The organism is Mycolicibacter heraklionensis (assembly GCF_019645815.1).
GTDB lineage: Bacteria > Actinomycetota > Actinomycetes > Mycobacteriales > Mycobacteriaceae > Mycobacterium > Mycobacterium heraklionense.
The window spans coordinates 1,355,285-1,375,450 of the sequence record NZ_CP080997.1; the positions used below are offsets into that span (position 1 = coordinate 1,355,285).

Genomic DNA, 20,166 nt, shown 5'->3' on the forward strand with positions numbered 1-20,166 from the left:
GGGGGTATGAGTAACTACCAGGAAGTCCTCAACGAGCTGAACCCGCAGCACCGCGACCTTCGGCAGCAGATCCCCGGCGTGTACCAGGGATTCGGCGAAATGAGCAAGGCTACGTTCGAATCCGGGGCACTGGAGCGCAAGGTCAAAGAGTTGATGGCCATGGCGATGGGGGTGGTTCAGGGCTGCGACGGATGCATCGCCTCCCACGCACGTGCGGCGGCCCGTGCCGGGGCCACCAAGCAAGAGGCCGCCGAGGCCATCGGCGTCAGCATTCTCATGCACGGCGGTCCGGCCACCATTTACGGGGCCCGTGCCTACACGGCGTTCTGCGAATTCGCCGACGCCATGGATTGACGATTCCGTGTCGCGCCGGGCGGGCTAGCGGCCGATCACCCTGGCGATGCACATCTCCGGCTCGACGAACGGCTCCAGCTCCGCGCGGCCGCCGGGAGCGTTCTCGGCGTTGAGCAGCCCACGCAGCAGGCCCCGGTGCATGGCGCAGCTGACCTCCGGGTGCGCCCGCGCCAGGTCGCGAACCGGACACGCGTGCAGCAGGATCGTGCGTCGGCTGCCGTCGCCGTCCTCCGCCGCGACGAGTTCCGCGCCGAACCCCATCCGAGCGAAGATTCCCGCGATCCGGTCGGCGCACTCGTCGATACCGGCGTCGGGGGCCGATCCGTTCGGCGTGACGGGCCCCTCGGCGACGGTGTCGTCGGACGTCAAGATCCGGTCGGCCCACCGTTGGCCAGCCCGTTCGGCGCGCTCCTGGCGCTCGGCGGCGGTCTCACCGAGCTCCATCGCCAATATCTCGGCCAGGCTGCGATAGTCCAACCGATCGCGGACAGCCACGTAACCGGTGCGGGGCCGCCCGACGCCGTCTCGTTTGATCCGGGTCCGGGCGACCGCCCCGTCCTCGCACAAGGCGTCGAGGTGGAACCGCACCGTGGTGACGTGCAGGTGCATCCGCTCGGCGAGCTCGGCGGCATCGACTGCACCACTGGCAGCGCCCACCAGCCGCAGCACCCGTTCCCGCTGCTGGTTGCGCGGCAACCGATGACTGCGAGGGGTGCCGCGCCGCTGGCCGGACTGGTCGTGCATGGGAGTTCCTCTCCTTGAGGAGTTGCCCACAAATTTAAGGGAAGTAACTCGTTGATACCACTTGTAGCGGTCGGCCGTCGTTCGGTCGCTCGGCTGGGGGCGCGCTGCGGACCGGGTAACGTCCCCCAGATGCTGCTGACCTCGCTGGCTGCCGACGGCTCCGATGCCTCGGACCTCGCCGATGCGGTGCGTATCGACAACACCGTACTGAGCCGTGCCGAGTTGAGTGCCGCCTCCTCGGCAGTGCTCGAAGATCTTGCCGGCGTGCCGACGGTCGCGGTGTTGGCCACCCCGACGGCGCAGACCGTGCTGGCGGTCACCGGTTGCCTGCTGGCCGGGATACCGGTGGTGCCGGTCCCCGCCGACGTGGGCGTCGCCGAACGCCAGCACATCCTGAGCGACTCGGGTGCACGGGCCTGGCTGGGGGAGCGGCCCGACGACCTCGCCGGCCTGCCGCACTTCCCGGCCCGCGCCGGATCGTCGCACCAGTTGCCCGAAGTGAGCGAAGACGGCGCCGCGTTGATCATCTACACCTCCGGCACCACCGGCCCGCCCAAAGGCGTGCAGCTGAGCGGGCGGGCGCTGGCCGCTGACCTCGACGCGCTGGCGCAGGCCTGGCAGTGGAGTCCCGACGACGTGCTGGTGCACGGCCTGCCGATGTACCACGTGCACGGGTTGGTTTTGGGTCTGCTGGGCTCGCTGCGGGTCGGCAACCGCTTCGTGCACACCGGCAAGCCGACGCCGGAGGCATACGCAGCCGCACGCGGCACGCTGTATTTCGGAGTGCCCACCGTGTGGTCGCGGGTGGTGGCCGACACGGGCGCCGCCGCAGCCTTGCGGCCCGCCCGGCTGCTGGTCTCGGGCAGCGCGGCGCTGCCGGTCCCGGTGTTCGACGCCCTCGTCGCGCAGACCGGTCACGCCCCCATCGAGCGCTACGGCAGCACCGAATCGCTGATCACGCTGAGTACCCGGGTCGATGGTGAGCGCCGCCCGGGCTGGGTGGGTCTGCCGTTGCGCGGGGTGCAGACCAAGCTCGTCGCCGACGACGGTGGGCCGGTGCCACACGACGGGGCGACCATCGGGCGGCTCGCGGTGCGCGGGCCGACGCTGTTCGACGGCTACCTCAACCGGCCCGACGCCACCGCCGAGGCGTTCGACGCCGACGGGTGGTACCGCACCGGGGATGTGGCGGTGATCGACGCCGACGGCATGCACCGGATCGTCGGCCGCGAGTCGGTCGATCTGATCAAGTCCGGTGGTTTTCGGGTCGGGGCCGGTGAGATCGAGACCGCGTTGCTGGGCCATCCCGCGGTTGCCGAAGTGGCCGTCGTCGGTTTGCCCGACGAAGACCTGGGGCAGCGAATCGTCGCGTTCGTCGTCGCCTCGCCGGACGGTTCTGCGCGGCCGACCGAATTGATCGACTATGTCGCTCAACAACTTTCGGTGCACAAACGGCCGCGCGAGGTACGGATCGTGGATGCCCTGCCGCGCAATGCGATGGGAAAAGTGCTCAAGAAGGCGCTGCTGACGTAGGCTCCGCTTGCGCGAATCGAAACCAGAAGGGTGGCCCCGTGAAGCCTAGGAAGCGATTCAGTCTCGCCGCTGTCACCGCCCTCGCCGGCGCGACGGTCCTACTCGGTGGCTGCTCGGCGGTGGACAAGGTCATCAACAAGGGTGGCGACACCACGTGCGGAGAGTTCAACAGCCACACCGACGAGAAGCAGCGCTCCGAAATCTCCAAGATGCTCAAGGACTCCAAGGGCGGCGAGCCGTCGAATCTGGAGCTGTCGGGAACGCAGGTGGCGGTCAGCGCCTACTGCAAGACGATCGGGAAAGACAGCGACAAGATCAGCAGGGTGATGCTGTAACGCTCATCTCAACTCGCGGCTGCGGTCACCGCAGGGACCCGCGGGTTCCCAGGACTGCATTGCGCACTCGACTCCGTCGTCGTCGAGTGCGGCGATCGGCAGCGGCGTTTGGTCACTGCGGTGGCGGATGCCGTCGAGGATGATGGCCACATAGCGCCGCCATAGCTCCGGGTCGATGTTGCCGGCGAACTCGCTCACCGTGCCCGCCAGTAGCGCGAAGATCGGCATGTCCGTAGACGACAGTCCGGGCCGCAGATAGCCGTCGCTTTGCGCTCGCTCGACGAGTCTCTTCGTCAGGGGAACAAGTCGCTCTTGGGCGGTCTTGACTCGATCGCCCCCGTAGGCCTTGCTGAACGCGATCTCCCGCAGCCCTCGGTCCGTCGCGGTGATCTCACACATGTGCTCGACGTACCATACGATCGCCTGCCATGAGTCTGGTTGGCACAGAGCGGTTTCCGCGAGATCTGCGAGCTGGTTCAAGCCGTCTTCGAAGATCGCCTCGAGCAGTTCCTCCTTGCTGGCGAACCTCCGGTAGACGGTGCCCACTCCCACGCCTGCGTGATGCGCGACGTCATTGAGGTTGGGCTCCAGGCCCTTGCTGGCAAACAGGTCGCGGGCGGCCTCCAACACGCGCGCCCGATTACGCTCCGCGTCCTTGCGCAGCGGGCGGCCGGTCGTCTCACTGGCGCTCACAGCGGCCAAGTGTAACGCGCGCAACAGCTAAACCGGATTGACTTAATCCGCTTGCATAGTTAGCTTAGCTACCTGGAGCGGAGACGGCGACCGGCCTGGTCAACGTCGGGGAAGGCAGACGATGAAAAGGCTGATCAGCCGGGTTTGGCTGCCCGCTTTGATCGTGACGGCAGTCGCGGCGGGAGCTCTCACCGTCGCCCAGCTGCGGACCGTGTTCGGTGCGCATCCGGTCGTGGTGACCGACTTGTCCTCGGACAACGCCGAGGACTTCAACCCGAAGTTCGTCACCTACGAGATCTTCGGTTCGGGCACCACGGCCGTCATCAACTACATGGACCTCGAAGGCAAGCCGCAGCGCGTCACGGATGTGGCGCTGCCGTGGACTCTGACTCTGCAGACCACCTTGCCCTCGGTGATGCCCAACATCCTGGCCCAGGGCGACGGCGACAGCATCAGCTGCCGGGTCACCGTCGACGACGAGGTCAAACAGGAAAGGACGGCCACCGGAGTGAATGCCGAGACCTTCTGCTTTGTGAAGGCAGCATGACCGCGCCGACGGACGACGCGCCGACCGTGACCATTCCGGCGGCACGTCCCGCCGAGCGCCCGCGGCTACCCCGGTTCATCCGGAGGTTCGCGGTGCCTATCATCCTGGCCTGGATCGCCCTGATCGCCGTGCTGAACATCGTCGTCCCGCAGCTCGAGGACGTCGGCAAGCTGCGTGCGGTGTCGATGAGCCCCAATGACGCACCGTCGATGATCGCCACCAAGCGGGTCGGAAAGGTGTTCCAGGAGTACGACACTTCCAGCTCGGTGATGATCGTGCTCGAAGGCGACGAGCCACTGGGTGCGGCGGCGCATGAGTTCTATGACCGCATGGTGCGTGATCTGCGTGCCGACACCGCCCACGTCCAGCACGTCCAGGACTTCTGGGGCGACACGCTCACTGCCAAGGGCGCCCAGAGCGCCGACGGCAAGGCCGCCTACGTGCAGGTCTACATCGCCGGCGACCAGGGTGAGACGCTGGCCAACGAGTCGGTGGACGCGGTGCGCCACATCGCATCCGGCCTCCCCGCTCCCGCCGGTGTGAAGGCCTATGTGACGGGGCCGGCGGCAACAAGCTCCGACCAGAACCACGTCGGCGACAAGAGCATGGAGACCATCGAAATGCTCACCTTCGCCGTCATCACGGTGATGTTGTTGGGCGTGTACCGATCCGTCATCACCACGCTGATCGTGTTGCTGATGGTCGTGTTCGAGCTGTCGGCTGCCCGAGGACTGGTGGCATTCCTGGGATTCCACAACCTGTTCGGCCTGACGACCTTCGCCACCAACATGCTGGTGACGCTGGCCATCGCCGCCTCCACCGACTACGCGATCTTCCTGATCGGCCGATATCAGGAGGCACGCAAAGCCGGTGAGGACCGAGAAGCCGCGTACTACAGCATGTTCCACGGAACCGCGCACGTGGTGTTGGCCTCCGGGCTGACCATCGCCGGGGCGACGTTCTGCCTGCACTTCACCCGGCTGCCGTACTTCCAGACGATGGGCTTCCCGCTGTCGATCGGCATGGTGATCGTGGTCGCCGCGGCATTGACCCTGGGGCCCGCCGTCATCTCGGTGTGCAGTCGCTTCGGTCGGGTGCTGGAGCCCAAGCGCGTCACCCGGTCGACCGGGTGGCACCGGGTCGGCACCTCAACCGTTCGCTGGCCCGGGGCGATCCTGGTGGCCGCCGTCGCGGCGGCGCTGATCGGCCTGCTCGCGCTGCCCGGCTACCACACCAGCTACAACGACCGCATCTACCTGCCCGACGACGTCGCCGCGAACGTGGGTTACTCGGCCGCGTTCCGGCACTTCTCCCAGGCGAAGATGAACCCGGACCTGATGATGGTCGAAACCGACCGGGACCTGCGTAACCCGGCGGACTTCCTGGTGATCGACAAGATCGCCAAAGCTCTCAAGAACGTGCACGGCATCGCCCAGGTGCAGACCATCACCCGCCCCGACGGAGACCCGGTCAAACATTCGACGATCCCGTACACCCTGGGCCAGAGCGGCACGGCCCAGCTGATGAACAACGACTACATGCAGACCAACCTGGAGAACCTGCTCAAGCAGGCCGACGATCTGCAGGCCAGCATCGACTCGATGACCGAGATGATGAACATCCAGCAGGACCTGGCCGAGGTGTCGCAGCGGATGGCCGACAAGATGTCCAACACGGCGGTCGACATCGGCGAGATGCGTAACCACATGGCCGATTTCGACGACTTCTTCCGGGTGTTCCGCAACTACTTCTACTGGGAGCCGCACTGCTTCGACATCCCCATCTGCTGGTCTTTGCGGTCGATCTTCGATGCCCTGGACGGCGTCGACACCATGTCCGCCGACTTCGATGAGATCGTGCCCGACATGCAGCGCATGGCCGAGCTGATGCCGCGGATGGTCGCGGTGATGCCGGCGCAGATCCAGTCGATGAAGAACCAGAAGCAGACGTTGCTCAACCAGTACCAGGTGCAGAAGGCCCAGCAGGACCAGAACATGGCGATGCAGGAGAACTCCACGGCCATGGGCGAGGCTTTCGACGCCGCCAAGAACGACGATTCGTTCTACCTTCCGCCGGAAGCCTTCGACACCGCCGACTTCAAGCGCGGTATCAAGCTGTTCCTGTCGCCGGACGGTCATGCGGTGCGGTTCACCATCATTCACCAGGGCGACCCCTTGACGCCCGAGGGAATATCGCGCATCGAATCGCTCAAGGTCGCCGCGGCCGATGCGATCAAGGGAACACCGTTCGAGGGGGCCAAGATCTATCTCGGCGGCAGCGCCGCGATGTTCTACGACATGCAGCAGGGCGCCAACTACGACCTGATGATCGTTGCGACGGCCGCGCTGATCCTGATCTTCATCATCATGATGGTCCTGACCCGCGCCGTGGTCGCCGCGACGGTGATCGTCGGCACGGTGGTGCTCAGTCTTGGTTCCGCGTTCGGCCTGTCAGTCCTGCTCTGGCAGCACATCGTCGGCATCCCGCTGCACTGGATGGTGCTGCCGATGTCGGTCATCGTGCTGCTGGCCGTCGGCGCGGATTACAACCTGCTGCTGGTCTCGCGGATCAAGGAGGAGATCCACGCGGGTCTGCACACCGGGCTGATCCGCGCCATGGTCGGCACCGGTGCCGTGGTGACGGCCGCGGGTCTGGTGTTCGCCTTCACCATGGCCTCGATGGCGGTCAGCGCGTTGATCGTGATCGGCCAGGTCGGCACGACCATCGGGCTGGGCCTGCTCTTCGACACCTTGATCGTCCGGTCCCTGATGACGCCGTCGGTCGCCACTCTGCTGGGGCGCTGGTTCTGGTGGCCGCAGATCGTGCGTCCACGCCCGGTTCCGCAGCCCTGGCCGCAACCGATCCAGCGGGAACCGGAGGAAGTGCTGGTTTAGTTGGCGTGCAGGTCCTCGTTGAGGGCGATGCCCTGACCGTCGCGGGCCACCACCTCGACCGCACCGGTCTGCGAGTTGCGGCGGAACAACAGGTTGTTGCCGCCGGCCAGGTCGCGGGCCTTGGTCGTGGTGCCATCGGGCAGAGCGACCTTGGTTCCCGCGGTGACATACAGCCCGGCCTCGACGACGCAGTCGTCGCCCAGCGGGATGCCCAGCCCGGCGTTCGCGCCCAGCAGGCAGCGCTTGCCGATCGAAATCACCTGTGTCCCACCGCCGGACAGCGTTCCCATGATCGAAGCGCCGCCGCCGACATCCGAGCCGTCGCCGACCACCACGCCCGCGGAGATGCGGCCCTCGACCATCGAGGCGCCCAGCGTGCCCGCGTTGAAGTTGACGAAGCCTTCGTGCATCACCGTGGTCCCCGACGCCAGGTGCGCGCCGAGGCGCACCCGGTCCGCGTCGGCGATGCGCACTCCGGACGGCAGCACGTAGTCGACCATGCGGGGGAACTTGTCCACGCCGTAGACGGTCACCGGTCCGCGTCGGCGCAACCGGGCACGTGTTGACTCGAAGCCCTCGACGGCGCACGGACCGTAGTTGGTCCACACCACGTTGGTCAGCACGCCGAACAGTCCGCCGGCGTTGAGCCCGTGCGGCACCACCAGCCGGTGCGACAGCAGGTGCAGCCGCAGATAGGCGTCGTAGGCGTCGACGGCGGCGTCGTCGAGTGACCCGATCACGGTGCGCACCGCGACCGTCTCGGTGCCACGGTCCTCGTCGGCGCCGAGCAGCCCGGCCAGCTCGGCGGGCACCTCGTCCGCGGTAAGGCGGGTGGTCCCGGGCTGGCCGGAGCCGCCCAACTCCGGTGCGGGAAACCAGGTGTCGAGCACCGATCCGTCTGCGGCCAGCGTCGCTACCCCGACGCCCGAAGCTCCAGTCACGCCGGCCAGGCTACTTTCTTTCGGCGAACAGACGCAAAAGCCCCCTGCGCGCCTCAAAATTGGGCGCTTTCACGTCTGCTCGCCGGGAGACGCGACCCGTTAGGCTGAGCCCGTGCTGGACCTGCGCTCCGACCCGATTGCCCTGACCGCGGCGCTGGTGGACATTCCCAGCGAGTCGCGGCACGAGGCGCGGATCGCCGACGAGGTCGAAGCCGCGCTGCGGGCCCAGACGTCCGGTTTCGAGATCATCCGCGACGGTGACGCGGTGCTGGCCCGCACCCAGCTGGGACGCCCGACCCGGGTGCTGCTGGCCGGGCATCTGGACACCGTCCCGGCGGCCGGCAACCTGCCCAGCCGGCGCACCACCACCGGCGACGAGGGCGACGTGCTGCACGGTTGCGGCACGGTCGACATGAAATCCGGGGTCGCCGTCTTCCTGCACCTGGCGGCCACCGTCGTCGAGCCTGCACACGATCTGACCTGCGTGTTCTACGACTGCGAGGAGATCGAGGCGGCCGCCAACGGGCTGGGCCGCATCGAACGCAACCTGCCGGACTGGCTGACGGCCGACGTCGCCGTCCTCGGTGAGCCCACCGGCGGCTACATCGAGGCCGGCTGTCAGGGCACGCTGCGGGTGGTGATCAGCGCGGCGGGCACCCGGGCGCATTCGGCGCGCTCCTGGCTGGGCGACAACGCCATCCACAAACTGGGGGCGGTGCTGAACCGACTGGCCGCCTACCAGCCGCGCAGCATCGACATCGACGGCTGTGTCTACCGCGAGGGATTGTCGGCGGTGCGCATCGAAGGCGGGGTCGCCGGCAACGTCATCCCCGATGCCGCGAGCGTGACCGTGAACTTCCGCTTCGCCCCGGACCGCACGCCCCATGAGGCGCTGACCCATGTGCAGGAGGTGTTCGACGGCCTGCACGTCGTGATCGAGCAGACCGACTCCGCCGCCGGCGCCCTGCCGGGACTCACCGCGCCCGCCGCGGCCGCGCTGGTGGCTGCTGCCGGGGGCCGGGTACGGGCCAAGTACGGCTGGACCGACGTGTCCCGGTTCGCCGCCCGCGGCATCCCCGCGGTCAACTACGGGCCGGGCGATCCCAACCTGGCTCACAAGGTCGACGAGCGGGTGCCGGTCGAGCAGATCAGCACGGTGGCGGAGCTGCTGCGCGGGTTCCTCAGCTCCTAGCCAGCGCCAGCGCGGTCCGGCCGAACGCGCAGTCGATCTCGTCGCACAGCCGGCTCAGCGGATCGACGGCCCGGGCATCGCCGAGCTGGACGGCCACGTACCAGGCCTGCAGCGCCACCGCCGACTGTCCGGTGCGCTCGGCCATCCGGGCGGCGTCTCGGGCCGCGGCGACCGCGCCGTGCTGATCGCGCATGCCGGCCCGCTGCCAGGCGCGCGCCATACCCAACTCCGGAGCGAACAGTGCCGATTTGGTGCCGTGCCGGGATTCGGCCCGGCTCAACGCCTTTGCCGCACCGGCGATGTCGGACTGGCGGGCCAGTGCAGTGGCCAGCAGCGTCAGCGACAGTGGCCCCCACGAGTAGCCGGTGCGTTCCAGGGTGGCCGCGGCCGGTGCCAGCAGCTTGATGGCGGCGTCGTACTCGTCGGCGGCGATCAGCACCTGCGCCACCAGCACCTCGCCGATCGCCCGCCCGGGCTGGGACAGCTCGGCGAAATCGGTGAACTGCCACGCCAGCTCGCGCGCCTCGGCGAGCCGGTCGGCCATCAGCAGCGCGGTGATCTCGGCGAGCCCGATGGTGAACCGCAGCACGCCGGGATGTTCGGCGTCCAGCGCTCGGCGTGCCAGCGGGCCGACGTCATCGAAGCGGCCGGACCGCGCCGCGCACAGGGCCGCGGCGCTGCCCGCCCAGGCCACCGCCATGTCGTCGGCGGCCGGGTCGGCCAGTACCGCGGTGGCGGCCTCGACGGCGCGGCCGATGTTGCCGGCATTCATCGCGAAGGTGGCGCCGAGCGCGTCCAGGGTGATGCGTGGGGCGGTGCCGGTCACCCGGCCACGAGTGGCGGCCAGAAAGGCGGTGGCGCGTTCGGGCTCGCCCAGCATGAAGAACTGATTGGCGGCCCGCGGCAGCGCCCAGGCCATCAACTCCGGCTCACTGAGCCCGGCCGGGTCGACCGCCGCCAGCACCGCGTCGGCGTCACGCCCTCGGCCCTGCCAGCCCAGTGCATGCGCCAGCGCCAGTCGGGCCGACAGGCTGTCCGACCGATCCAGGGCGTGACGGGCCAGCCGCTCACCCAGTTGCAGATCGCCCAGCCGCAGCGCCTGCTGCGCCGCGGCCACCACGTCCGCGGCGGGCTGGGGTGCGTCGCTGTCGGCGGCCAGCGCCGCCAGCCTCAGCTGCTCGCCGACGTGTGCGCAGGGCCGGGCCGTCAGCGCCCCGACCACCTCGGTGCGCCGGGCGCGCGCACCGTCGGCGCCCAGCGCGCCGCGGGCCCGCTCGGCGAACAGCGGGTGAGCGGTGTAGACCACGGGGTCCGGTTCGCGGCCGCCGCGAGCGCGGGTCTCCACCGCGCCCAGTTCCTCGGCCTGGCGGACCGCGTCGGCGCTGGTGAGGCCGATCAGGTCGACCAGCGCCAGCGGTTCGAAGACGGCCAGGTAGTCCAGCACCGCACGCGCGTCGGCCGGCAAGCCCGCCACGAAGGCGTCCACGTCACGGCCGGCCTCGCCCGCCTCGTCGGAGGCGGTGATGTCGATGCGGGACAGCAGGTCGTCGCCCCATAGCGCGGTGATCGGCGGCGGTGGCGCGGGGGCGCAGTCGGCGCGGCCGGTGACGATCACTCGGGCCGTCCCGGTCAGCGCCAGCTGGTAGACCAGCGTCGCCGACAAGATGTCGAGCAGGTGGGCGTCGTCGACCACCAGCAGCAGATCGCCCGCCGCGTCGACCATCGAAGCCCGCGCCGCCCGCAGCAGTGCGGCGGGTTTGCCGATGTCGGCCACCCGGACCAGATGGCTGACGGCGCCGAACGGCACGTCTCGCTCGGCGGGGGTGCCGATCACCCAGCGCACCCGGGTGCCGGGGTGGCGGTCGGCGTGGTCTTCGGCGGCCAACCGGGCCAGGGTGGACTTGCCGCACCCGTCGGGACCGAGCACCACCGCGCCGGCCCGGGGCCCGTCGGCGTCGAGCGCCGCGGTCAGCTGATCCAACGCCGCCGAATGTTCGGGGACGTTCCACCGGATCGGCATCGCCGAGAGTTTACGGTCTGAGCCAACGGCCCGATAGCCTTTCGGTCGTGCGGTGCAGCGAATGGGCGGTCTGTGTCTACTGCGCGTCCGGTCCCAGCGATCCGGCACTGTTGGCGCTGGCCGCCAAGGTCGGTGCGGCGATCGCCGAGCGGGGCTGGACGTTGGTGTGGGGAGGCGGCAACGTCTCGGCGATGGGCGCGCTCGCCGTGGCCGCCCGGGAGCGCGGCGGGCATACCGTCGGGGTGATCCCCAAAGCGCTGCTGCATCGCGAGGTGGCCGATGTCGACGCCGACGAGCTGATCGTCACCGACACCATGCGCGAGCGAAAGCAGGTGATGGACGACCGCGCCGACGCATTCCTGACCCTGCCCGGCGGCATCGGCACGCTGGAAGAGCTGTTCGAAACCTGGACCGCGGGGTATCTGGGTATGCACGACAAAGAGGTGGTGCTGCTGGATCCCGACGGCCACTACGAGGCGCTGTGGACGTGGCTGTCCGGGCTGATCGAGACCGGGTACGTGTCCCGGCGTGCGATGGACCGCCTGCTGGTGTTCGACGACATGGAGGCGGCGCTGGACGCCTGTTCACCCGGTACCGCCGGTACCGATTAAGCTCGCGTGGCCACCGACTTTCAGTGAAATGAGGCGATAACGTGTCCGACCACGACTCCGGCACCGTCACCCAGGTGGGCCTCGTCGATGTTCTCGCCCGTGCGCCCCGCCTGTTGGCCGACGGGCCGACCATCCTGCGTGGGCTGTGGACCGGTCTGCGGGCCCGCCCCACCTCCAAGGCCTCGATCGGCAAGGTCTTTCAGGACTGCGCGGCCCGCTTCAGCGACCGGGTCTTCATCCGGTTCGGCGAGCAGCAACTGACCTACCGCGAAGCCAACGAGACCGTCAACCGCTACGCCGCCGTGCTGGCCGCCCGCGGCGTCGGTCACGGCGACGTCGTCGGGATCATGCTGCGTAACTCTCCGGACGCGGTGTTGATGATGCTGGCCATCGCCAAATGCGGCGGCGTCGCCGGCATGCTCAACTATCACCAGCGCGGTGACGTGCTGGCCCACAGCCTGGGTGTGCTGGGCTCCACCCTGCTGGTCGCGGAGTCCGACCTGGTCGATGCCGTCAAGGACTGCGGTTCTCCCGACGCGCCGATGACCATCGAGGAGTTCCACCGGCTGGCCGCGACGGCACCGGCCGGCAACCCCGCGTCGGTCAACGCGGTACTGGCCAAGGACACCGCGTTCTACATCTTCACCTCCGGCACCACCGGCTACCCCAAGGCCAGCGTGATGACGCACTACCGGTGGCTGCGTGCGCTGGCGACATTCGGGGGCATCGGGCTGCGGCTGCGCGGCACCGACACGCTGTACTGCTGCCTGCCGCTGTATCACAACAATGCGCTGACGGTGGCGGTGTCGTCGGTGCTCAACGCCGGTGCCACGCTGGCGCTGGGCCGCTCGTTCTCGGCCTCGCGGTTCTGGGACGAGGTGATCGCCGCCGACGCCACCGCGTTCGTCTACATCGGTGAGCTCTGCCGGTACCTGCTCAACCAGCCCGCCAAGGCAACCGATCGTGCGCACAAGGTGCGGGTGATCGCCGGCAACGGTCTGCGGCCCGAGATCTGGGACGAGTTCACTCACCGGTTCGGCATCAAGCGGGTCTGCGAGTTCTACGCCGCCAGCGAGAGCAACAGCGCTTTCCTCAACGTGTTCAACGTGCCGCGCAGCACCGGTGTCTATCCGCTGCCGTTGGCCTACGTGCGGTACGACCCCGACACCGGCCTGCCACTGCGCGGCGAGGACGGCTGGGTGCAGCGGGTGCCCGCGGGTCAGCCCGGGCTGTTGTTGAGCCCGGTGAACCGGTTCTCGCCGTTCGACGGTTACACCGACCCGGAGGCCAACGAGAAGAAGCTGGTGCGCAACGCCTTCCGCGACGGCGACTGCTGGTTCAACACCGGTGACCTGATGCGTCCCCAGGGCATGGGGCACGCCGCGTTCGTCGACCGCCTCGGGGACACCTTCCGGTGGAAGGGCGAGAACGTCGCCACCACGCAGGTCGAGGCCGCGCTGACTGCCGACGAGTCGGTCGAGGAGTGCGCCGTCTACGGGGTGGAGGTGCCCGGTACCGGGGGCCGTGCCGGGATGGCCGCGATCAAACTGCGTGACGGCGCGACGTTCGACGGGGCGGGGTTGGCCGCCGTGGTCTCGGACCAGCTGCCCTCCTACGCGGTGCCGCTGTTCGTGCGGGTGGTGCCGTCGATGGCCCACACCAGCACCTTCAAGAGTCGTAAGGTGGAGCTTCGCGAGCAGGGCTACGGCGGTGACGGTGCCGTCATAGAGGACCCGCTGTACGTGCTGGCCGGCCGCGGCGAGGGCTACGTGCCCTACTACGCCGACTACCCCGCCGAGGTGGCCGCCGGTAAGCGACCGCAGGGCTGACGGTTCCCCCTACGGCGTTGCGCCGGCATCGGCTTCGCGCAGGCTCGCCCGCTCGACGCTGAGCAGGCTCGCCGTCTCATGTGCTTGTCGGTAGGCCCTGGCGCCGCCGTTCAATCCGAACAGTCGTTTGCTCCAGAGCAGCCAGATCACCGCAGCGACATTGATCAGCAGGGCGACAGCACGAAGAACCGTGATCTTCTCGGTCAGCTCGTAGATCTCCAGGGGAAGAAAGACACCGGTCGCGACCACTGCGAAGTACTCGCCCCACCGTTGCATCAGCCACAGTCCGACCGCCTCGACAAGCTCGATCGCCGCATAGGCCGCCAGCCCCACGGCGATCCACAGCAGCGTCGACGACGACAGGGCGAACGCCTCGGCGATGTGCCGGATGATCTTCGAGTTATCCGGATCCCAACCGATCTGATCTGCCAACGGTCGCAGCAACGGCACGTCTCGCTCAAAGGCATCGTGCAGGCGTTCGCGTGATCCCCTGACCTTGAACACCCCGGCAGCCACCAACATGAAAATCACGCAGCGAGTAGCGCGTTCCACCGCGAGTGCTCGCATCAGGATCCGGTCGCGCAGCATCGGGCCACGGGGAATCTCCGGCGCGGTGTCGGCTGGGCCGGTGCCGCGGGGCGGCCCCACCACGAAGGTCTCGCAGCGCAAACACCGCCATGCCTCGCCCACGGGTGTGTCGGCCCGCAGTCGCGTCCGAAGTTCCGGCTCATCGGGAGCGAACGTCGCGTGCCCACGAACTGCGCACGAGCAGAGAGCAAAATCCACCATGAGAGCACGGTAGTGTCCTGGGGCTCGTAGGCCACCAGGCACCATGGAGCAGTGCAGTCCCACTTCTGCGGCCGTCCGGTGGCGGCTGATCGCGCGCTGATCATGGCGATCGTCAACCGCACTCCGGACTCGTTCTACGACGCGGGCGCCACGTTCACCGACGAGGCGGCCAAGTCTGCCGTGCACCGCGCAGTGGCCGACGGCGCCGATGTCATCGACGTCGGCGGGGTCAAGGCCGGGCCGGGGGAGACCGTCGACGCCGACACCGAGACCGCTCGGGTGGTGCCGTTCATCGAGTGGCTGCGCGGCGCCTACCCCGAGCAGCTGATCAGCGTGGACACCTGGCGCGCGGAGGTGGCCAAACGTGCCTGCGCGGCCGGTGCCGACCTGATCAACGACACCTGGGGCGGGGTCGACCCGGAGCTGCCGGCGGTGGCCGCCGAGTTCGGGGCCGGGCTGGTCTGCTCGCACACCGGAGGCGCCAAGCCGCGCACCCGCCCGTTCCGGGTGAGCTACGGCACCAGCGTCGACGGGGTGGTGAAAGCGGTGATCGGCGAGGTCACCGCGGCCGCGCAACGGGCGGTGGCGGCTGGGGTGTCGCGCGACCGTGTGCTGATCGATCCCACCCATGATTTCGGCAAGAACACCTTCCACGGGCTAGCGTTGTTGCGACACACGGAGGACTTGGTCGGTACCGGATGGCCGGTGCTGATGGCGCTCTCCAACAAAGACTTCATCGGGGAGACTCTTGGAGTGGGTCTCACCGAACGACTGGACGGAACATTGGCGGCCACCGCGTTGGCGGCGGCCGCCGGAGCCCGGATGTTTCGGGTTCACGAGGTCGGGCCGACCCGGCGCGTACTGGAGATGGTGGCATCGATCCAGGGCGTGCGGGCCCCGACCCGCACAGTTAGGGGATTGGCATGACCGAGCTGGTCTCGGCGCCGGGCGACACCCGGCTGTCCGGGCGCACCTGGACCCGGCCGCAGTGGACGGTGGCCGAGCTGCTGGCGGCCAAGGCCAACACCGGTCGCAGCATCTCGGTGGTGCTGCCCGCGCTGAACGAGCAGGCGACCATCGAATCGGTCATCGACAGCATCACGCCCCTGGTCGACAACCTGGTCGACGAACTGATCGTGCTGGACTCCGGCTCCACCGACGACACCGAGATCCGGTCCATCGCCGCCGGCGCTCGCGTCGTCAGCCGCGAACAGGCGGTTCCGGAGGTCCCAACGCAGCCTGGTAAGGGCGAAGCCCTCTGGCGGTCGCTGGCGGCCACCAGCGGCGACATCGTGGTGTTCGTCGACTCCGACCTGATCGACCCCGACCCGATGTTCGTGCCGAACCTGGTCGGGCCGCTGCTGACCAGTGACGGCGTCCACCTGGTCAAGGGTTTCTACCGGCGCCCGCTGAAGGTCAACGGCACCGAGGAACCCACCGGTGGCGGCCGGGTCACCGAGCTGGTGGCCCGACCGCTGTTGACCGCGCTGCGGCCCGACCTGGGCGCGGTGCTGCAGCCGCTGGGCGGTGAGTACGCGGGCAGTCGTGAGCTGTTGGCGTCGGTGCCGTTCGCGCCCGGCTACGGGGTGGAGATCGGGCTGTTGATCGACACCTACGACCGGTTGGGGCTGGAGGCGATCGCCCAGGTCAACCTGGGTGTCCGGGCCCACCGCAACCGCCCGCTGGCCGAGTTGGCCGTGATGAGCCGCCAAGTCGTCGCCACGTTGCTGTCGCGGTGCGGTGTCCCGGATTCCGGGGTGGGCCTGACCCAGTTCTTCGCGGACGGTGACGAGTATCTGCCGCGCACCACGCCGTTGTCGTTGGTCGACCGGCCGCCGATGAACACCTTGCGCCAGCGTTGACCCCTGGCGATCGCCAGCGCTGATCCAGTCGGCGCCGCCCCCCGTGTCGGTGCAATGAGGCACTATCGATGCCGTGACACTGGTGTTGCTGTACCTCGTTGTGCTCGTGCTCACCGCGTTGCTGCTGTTTGGGGTGGCCAGCACGCTGTTCGGCCGGGGCGAGCAGCTGCCGCCGCTGCCGCGGGCGACCACGGCCACCATGCTGCCCGCCTCCGGCGTCACGGGTGCCGATGTCGACGCGGTCAAGTTCTCCCAGGTGCTGCGCGGCTACAACACCGGTGAGGTCGACTGGGTGCTGGAGCGCCTCGGCGCCGAGCTTGACCAGCTCCGCGGTCAGCTTGCCGCGGCGCAGGCGGCCGCCGCGACCGAGGCGGAGTCGCGTTGAGCAGCGCACCCGACGACGGCCAGATCCGGTGCGGCTGGGTCAACAACGGCTCGGTGCTCTACCGCGACTACCACGACCAAGAGTGGGGCCGTCCGGTGCGGGACCGGGCGGCGCTGTTCGAGCGGGTCAGCCTGGAAGCCTTCCAGAGCGGACTGTCGTGGCTGGTGATTCTGCGCAAGCGGGAGAACTTCCGGCGCGCGTTCGCCGATTTCGACGTCGAGACCGTCGCCGGCTTCACCGACGCCGACGTGGCCCGGCTGATGGACGATCCCGGCATCGTGCGCAACCGAGCCAAGATCGAGTCGACGATCGCCAACGCCCGGGCGACCATTGCCCTGGGTTCCACCGATTTGGCGGACTTGTTGTGGTCATTCGCCCCGCCGCCACGTCCGCGCCCGGTGGACCTGTCGGCAATACCCGCCGTCACGCCGGAATCGACGGCGATGGCGCGCGAATTGAAGCGTCGCGGGTTCCGATTCGTGGGACCCACGACCGCGTATGCGTTGATGCAGGCCACAGGCATGGTTGACGACCACGTCCGGGATTGCTGGGTGCCGCCGGCAACTGCCTAGATCCACTAAAATGCGACCTGGAATCGGGTCTTGTGCACGCGCCGTCGCCGATAGGGGAGAATGGCGGAGTGAATTTGCAGTTCGAAGCCGGACGCTGCGACTGCCGAGCACACCCGGCGCAGATCATGGGCACGGCCTGCGGGCTGGTACCTGGAGGGAGCACTCGATGGCGGCGATGAAGCCCCGGACCGGTGACGGTCCGTTGGAAGCGACCAAAGAGGGGCGCGGCATCGTGATGCGGGTACCGCTTGAGGGTGGTGGACGGCTGGTCGTCGAGTTGACTCCCGACGAGGCCGCTGCGCTCGGCGACGAACTCAAAGCCGTCACCAGCTAAGGCGGGTCGGTCTGGCTAGCGGCCCGCCTGCCGGTAGACGGCCAGGGTCTGCTCGGCCACTCGCGCCCAGGAGAACACCTCCTCGCAGCGGCGCCTCCCGGCGTCGCCGTAACGCTGCGCACGGGCCGGGTCGGTGATCAAAGCGTTGACCGCTTCGGCGAGTTCGGCGTGGTAGCCGTCCGGATCGGTGCCGTCGTAGTGGACCAGGGTGCCGGTCACGCCGTCGGTGACCACCTCCGGGATACCGCCGACGTCGGAGGCCACCACGGCGGTGCCGCAGGCCATCGCCTCCAGATTGACGATGCCCAGCGGCTCGTACACCGACGGGCATACAAAAACCGTTGCTGCCGAAAGCAATTCGCGGATCTGTCGGGCGGGCAGGGTCTCCTGAATCCAGAACACCCCGCTGCGGGCGGCGGCCAGATCGGCCACCGCGGCACTGACCTCATCGGCGATCTCCCGTGTGTCAGGGGCGCCCGCGCACAACACCAGTTGCGCCTCCGGGTGGAATCGGTGGGCGGCGGCCACCAGATGGGCCACCCCCTTTTGGCGGGTGATCCGCCCGACGAAGGCCACCATCGGCCGGTCCGGGTCGACACCGAGTTCGGCCGGCATAGAATCGGCACCGGTGGGCTGCGGACGCCAGACCTCGGTGTCGATGCCGCTGTAGATCACGTGCACGCGGTCGGGTCGCAACTCCGGGTAGACCCGCAGCAGGTCGTCGCGCATGGCCGAGCTGACCGCGATGACCGCGTCTGCGGCCGTCGTCGCCTCCTTTTCGGCCCACGACGACACCCGGTAGCCGCCGCCCAGCTGTTCGGCCTTCCAGGGGCGCAGCGGCTCCAGCGAATGCGCGGTCAGCACATGCGGGATGTCGTACAGCAGCGCCGCCAGCCGGCCGGCCAGCGCGGTGTACCAGGTGTGCGAGTGCGCGACATCGGCCGAGCTGACGGCGTCGACCATCGTCAGGTCGGCCGACAGCGTCCCGAGCGCCGGATTGGCGTCCCGCAGCGCCGGATCGGGCTGATGCGCGTGTGCACCCGGCCGCGGCGCGCCCATGCAGTGCACGTCCACGTGACACAACCGCCGCAGCGCTTCGACCAGGTTGGTGACATGGACACCCGCACCGCCATAGATCTCCGGGGGGTATTCCCGAGTCAGCATCGCCACCCGCATAACCGGCACGGTAGCGGTCGCAGATCGGCGGCCACGCAGCGGATCGACCGGCGATCTGTGACGACGCTTTTGTAAAGAACCGTCGCCAATCGTGCGGTCAACCTGGCAGGGCTTCGAAGTGGCCGATAGGTTTGTGGCCATGAGGGAAGCGCCGCATGTGCTGGGCATCGTCCTGGCCGGTGGGGAGGGCAAGCGGCTGCACCCGCTGACGGCGGACCGAGCCAAGCCGGCGGTCCCCTTCGGGGGTGCCTACCGGTTGATCGACTTCGTGCTGTCGAATCTGGTCAACGCTCGCTACCTGCGGATTTGCGTTCTGACGCAGTACAAGTCGCATTCGCTGGACCGGCACATCTCGCAGAACTGGCGGTTGAGCGGCCTGGCGGGGGAGTACATCACGCCGGTGCCGGCGCAACAGCGCCTCGGCCCGCGCTGGTACACCGGGTCCGCCGACGCCATCTATCAGTCGCTGAACCTGATCTTCGACGAAGACCCGGACTACATCGTGGTCTTCGGAGCCGACCACGTGTACCGGATGGACCCCGAACAGATGGTGCGCTTCCACATCGACAGTGGGGCCGGGGCGACCGTCGCGGGGGTTCGGGTGCCGCGCGCGGAAGCCTCCGCGTTCGGTTGCATCGACGCCGACGAGTCCGGCCGGATCCGCGGGTTCATGGAGAAGCCGGCGAACCCTCCTGGCACGCCCGATGATCCGGCCAGCACGTATGTGTCGATGGGCAACTACGTCTTCACCACCAAGGTGCTGATCGACGCGATCCGCGCCGACGCCGACGATGATCACTCCGACCACGACATGGGCGGCGACATCATGCCGCGCCTGGTGGCCGACGGAATGGCCGCGGTCTACGACTTCTCCGACAACGAGGTGCCCGGCGCCACCGAGCGGGATCGCGGCTACTGGCGTGACGTCGGAACTCTGGACGCGTTCTACGACGCGCACATGGACTTGGTGTCAGCGCACCCGGTGTTCAACCTGTACAACAACCGCTGGCCGATTCACGGCGCGACAGAAAACCTGGCGCCGGCGAAGTTCGTCAACGGCGGCTCGGCGCAGGAGTCGGTGGTGGGCGCCGGCAGCGTGATCTCGGCGGGCTCGGTGCGCAACTCGGTGCTGTCGTCGAATGTGGTGATCGACGACGGCGCGATCGTGGAGGACAGCGTGATCATGCCCGGGGCCCGGGTGGGACGCGGCGCGGTGGTGCGGCACGCGATCCTGGACAAGAACGTCGTGGTCGGGCCCGGCGAGATGATCGGTGTCGACCTGGAGAAGGACCGGGAACGGTTCTCCATCAGCGCCGGCGGCGTGGTGGCCGTCGGAAAGGGAGTTTGGATCTAGC

At 68.6% G+C, this 20,166-nt stretch carries 20 protein-coding genes; 14 read left to right on the forward strand and 6 right to left on the reverse strand.

Translation table 11 applies throughout. From position 1 onward, the window contains the following. The first annotated feature begins 6 nt into the window (after positions 1–6). Positions 7–354, forward strand: a complete 348-nt coding sequence (locus tag K3U94_RS06485) for a carboxymuconolactone decarboxylase family protein (protein WP_220695969.1) — start codon at positions 7–9, stop codon at positions 352–354. A 24-nt stretch (positions 355–378) separates the two neighbouring features. On the opposite strand, the gene K3U94_RS06490 is transcribed toward K3U94_RS06485, so the two are convergent. After that, positions 379–1,098: a helix-turn-helix transcriptional regulator gene (locus K3U94_RS06490; protein WP_220695970.1), complete on the reverse strand. Its 720-nt coding sequence runs from the start codon at positions 1,096–1,098 to the stop codon at positions 379–381. Between the two features lie 129 nt (positions 1,099–1,227). Here K3U94_RS06490 and K3U94_RS06495 point away from each other — a divergent pair, with 129 nt between their 5' ends. Beyond that, positions 1,228–2,631 (forward strand): acyl-CoA synthetase, encoded by a 1,404-nt coding sequence (locus K3U94_RS06495; RefSeq protein WP_220695971.1) that lies wholly within the window; start codon positions 1,228–1,230, stop codon positions 2,629–2,631. Between the two features lie 38 nt (positions 2,632–2,669). Further along, complete coding sequence (locus K3U94_RS06500; protein WP_220695972.1) at positions 2,670–2,966, forward strand: hypothetical protein; 297 nt, start codon at positions 2,670–2,672, stop codon at positions 2,964–2,966. A gap of 3 nt (positions 2,967–2,969) precedes the next feature. Here the strand turns inward: K3U94_RS06500 and K3U94_RS06505 are convergent, their stop codons facing one another. Then, positions 2,970–3,659 carry a TetR/AcrR family transcriptional regulator gene (locus tag K3U94_RS06505; RefSeq protein WP_220695973.1) on the reverse strand — a complete coding sequence of 230 codons (690 nt, stop codon included), beginning with the start codon at positions 3,657–3,659 and terminating at the stop codon, positions 2,970–2,972. 121 nt (positions 3,660–3,780) lie between these two features. Between K3U94_RS06505 and K3U94_RS06510 the strand changes: the two genes are divergently transcribed. Next, the gene (locus tag K3U94_RS06510) at positions 3,781–4,206 is read left to right on the forward strand and encodes an MmpS family transport accessory protein (protein WP_047317121.1); all 426 of its coding nucleotides are present in this window, start codon (positions 3,781–3,783) and stop codon (positions 4,204–4,206) included. Beyond that, the gene (locus K3U94_RS06515) at positions 4,203–7,100 is read left to right on the forward strand and encodes an MMPL/RND family transporter (RefSeq protein ID WP_220695974.1); all 2,898 of its coding nucleotides are present in this window, start codon (positions 4,203–4,205) and stop codon (positions 7,098–7,100) included. Before K3U94_RS06510 ends, K3U94_RS06515 begins: the two co-directional genes overlap by 4 nt. Here the strand turns inward: K3U94_RS06515 and dapD are convergent. Then, positions 7,097–8,050 (reverse strand): 2,3,4,5-tetrahydropyridine-2,6-dicarboxylate N-succinyltransferase, encoded by a 954-nt coding sequence (gene dapD, locus K3U94_RS06520; protein ID WP_220696700.1) that lies wholly within the window; start codon positions 8,048–8,050, stop codon positions 7,097–7,099. The two genes, K3U94_RS06515 and dapD, sit on opposite strands and share 4 nt — an antisense overlap. 103 nt (positions 8,051–8,153) lie before the next feature. On the opposite strand from dapD, the gene dapE reads away from it, so the two are divergent. Beyond that, positions 8,154–9,233, forward strand: a complete 1,080-nt coding sequence (dapE, locus tag K3U94_RS06525) for a succinyl-diaminopimelate desuccinylase (RefSeq protein ID WP_220695975.1) — start codon at positions 8,154–8,156, stop codon at positions 9,231–9,233. Here dapE and K3U94_RS06530 read toward each other — a convergent pair. Then, a complete protein-coding gene (locus K3U94_RS06530) occupies positions 9,223–11,253 on the reverse strand; it encodes an AAA family ATPase (protein WP_220695976.1) in 2,031 nt (676 codons plus the stop codon). The two genes, dapE and K3U94_RS06530, sit on opposite strands and share 11 nt — an antisense overlap. A gap of 47 nt (positions 11,254–11,300) precedes the next feature. Here K3U94_RS06530 and log point away from each other — a divergent pair, with 47 nt between their 5' ends. Both log and fadD6 read left to right on the forward strand, forming a co-directional pair. Continuing rightward, positions 11,301–11,864 carry a cytokinin riboside 5'-monophosphate phosphoribohydrolase gene (log, locus tag K3U94_RS06535; RefSeq protein ID WP_047317116.1) on the forward strand — a complete coding sequence of 188 codons (564 nt, stop codon included), beginning with the start codon at positions 11,301–11,303 and terminating at the stop codon, positions 11,862–11,864. 41 nt (positions 11,865–11,905) lie between these two features. Beyond that, positions 11,906–13,693, forward strand: a complete 1,788-nt coding sequence (fadD6, locus tag K3U94_RS06540; RefSeq protein WP_220695977.1) for a long-chain-acyl-CoA synthetase FadD6 — start codon at positions 11,906–11,908, stop codon at positions 13,691–13,693. 9 nt (positions 13,694–13,702) lie between these two features. Here fadD6 and K3U94_RS06545 read toward each other — a convergent pair whose 3' ends face one another. Continuing rightward, complete coding sequence (locus K3U94_RS06545) at positions 13,703–14,482, reverse strand: DUF2127 domain-containing protein (RefSeq protein ID WP_220695978.1); 780 nt, start codon at positions 14,480–14,482, stop codon at positions 13,703–13,705. Between the two features lie 102 nt (positions 14,483–14,584). On the opposite strand from K3U94_RS06545, the gene folP reads away from it, so the two are divergent. From folP to K3U94_RS06570, 5 genes are all read left to right on the forward strand, one after another. Further along, complete coding sequence (folP, locus tag K3U94_RS06550; protein WP_230987578.1) at positions 14,585–15,409, forward strand: dihydropteroate synthase; 825 nt, start codon at positions 14,585–14,587, stop codon at positions 15,407–15,409. Further along, on the forward strand, positions 15,406–16,344 hold the full coding sequence (locus tag K3U94_RS06555; RefSeq protein WP_047317112.1) for a glucosyl-3-phosphoglycerate synthase: 939 nt from the start codon (positions 15,406–15,408) through the stop codon (positions 16,342–16,344). The genes folP and K3U94_RS06555 overlap by 4 nt, the downstream gene beginning before the upstream one ends. A gap of 73 nt (positions 16,345–16,417) precedes the next feature. After that, positions 16,418–16,729 (forward strand): DivIVA domain-containing protein, encoded by a 312-nt coding sequence (locus tag K3U94_RS06560; RefSeq protein ID WP_047317111.1) that lies wholly within the window; start codon positions 16,418–16,420, stop codon positions 16,727–16,729. Continuing rightward, the gene (locus K3U94_RS06565) at positions 16,726–17,301 is read left to right on the forward strand and encodes a DNA-3-methyladenine glycosylase I (protein WP_220695980.1); all 576 of its coding nucleotides are present in this window, start codon (positions 16,726–16,728) and stop codon (positions 17,299–17,301) included. Before K3U94_RS06560 ends, K3U94_RS06565 begins: the two co-directional genes overlap by 4 nt. Positions 17,302–17,467: 166 nt before the next feature. After that, positions 17,468–17,635, forward strand: coding sequence for a DUF3117 domain-containing protein (locus K3U94_RS06570; protein WP_003885506.1), 168 nt, complete (start codon positions 17,468–17,470; stop codon positions 17,633–17,635). A 15-nt stretch (positions 17,636–17,650) separates the two neighbouring features. Here the strand turns inward: K3U94_RS06570 and glgA are convergent, their stop codons facing one another. Continuing rightward, positions 17,651–18,811, reverse strand: coding sequence for a glycogen synthase (gene glgA, locus K3U94_RS06575; protein ID WP_220695981.1), 1,161 nt, complete (start codon positions 18,809–18,811; stop codon positions 17,651–17,653). A 139-nt stretch (positions 18,812–18,950) separates the two neighbouring features. Here glgA and glgC point away from each other — a divergent pair, with 139 nt between their 5' ends. Next, positions 18,951–20,165 carry a glucose-1-phosphate adenylyltransferase gene (gene glgC, locus K3U94_RS06580; protein ID WP_047317108.1) on the forward strand — a complete coding sequence of 405 codons (1,215 nt, stop codon included), beginning with the start codon at positions 18,951–18,953 and terminating at the stop codon, positions 20,163–20,165. The last annotated feature ends 1 nt before the right edge of the window (position 20,166 follow it).

What these genes read in the sequence shown, in the direction of transcription:
- glgA (WP_220695981.1), bottom strand. Translation starts at nt 18,811, where the DNA reads ATGCGGGTGGCGATGCTGACTCGGGAATACCCCCCGGAGATCTATGGC.
- K3U94_RS06490 (WP_220695970.1), bottom strand. Translation starts at nt 1,098, where the DNA reads ATGCACGACCAGTCCGGCCAGCGGCGCGGCACCCCTCGCAGTCATCGG.
- K3U94_RS06570 (WP_003885506.1), top strand. Translation starts at nt 17,468, where the DNA reads ATGGCGGCGATGAAGCCCCGGACCGGTGACGGTCCGTTGGAAGCGACC.
- K3U94_RS06485 (WP_220695969.1), top strand. Translation starts at nt 7, where the DNA reads ATGAGTAACTACCAGGAAGTCCTCAACGAGCTGAACCCGCAGCACCGC.
- K3U94_RS06530 (WP_220695976.1), bottom strand. Translation starts at nt 11,253, where the DNA reads ATGCCGATCCGGTGGAACGTCCCCGAACATTCGGCGGCGTTGGATCAG.
- folP (WP_230987578.1), top strand. Translation starts at nt 14,585, where the DNA reads ATGGCGATCGTCAACCGCACTCCGGACTCGTTCTACGACGCGGGCGCC.
- K3U94_RS06545 (WP_220695978.1), bottom strand. Translation starts at nt 14,482, where the DNA reads ATGGTGGATTTTGCTCTCTGCTCGTGCGCAGTTCGTGGGCACGCGACG.
- glgC (WP_047317108.1), top strand. Translation starts at nt 18,951, where the DNA reads ATGAGGGAAGCGCCGCATGTGCTGGGCATCGTCCTGGCCGGTGGGGAG.
- K3U94_RS06495 (WP_220695971.1), top strand. Translation starts at nt 1,228, where the DNA reads ATGCTGCTGACCTCGCTGGCTGCCGACGGCTCCGATGCCTCGGACCTC.
- K3U94_RS06555 (WP_047317112.1), top strand. Translation starts at nt 15,406, where the DNA reads ATGACCGAGCTGGTCTCGGCGCCGGGCGACACCCGGCTGTCCGGGCGC.
- K3U94_RS06510 (WP_047317121.1), top strand. Translation starts at nt 3,781, where the DNA reads ATGAAAAGGCTGATCAGCCGGGTTTGGCTGCCCGCTTTGATCGTGACG.
- K3U94_RS06515 (WP_220695974.1), top strand. Translation starts at nt 4,203, where the DNA reads ATGACCGCGCCGACGGACGACGCGCCGACCGTGACCATTCCGGCGGCA.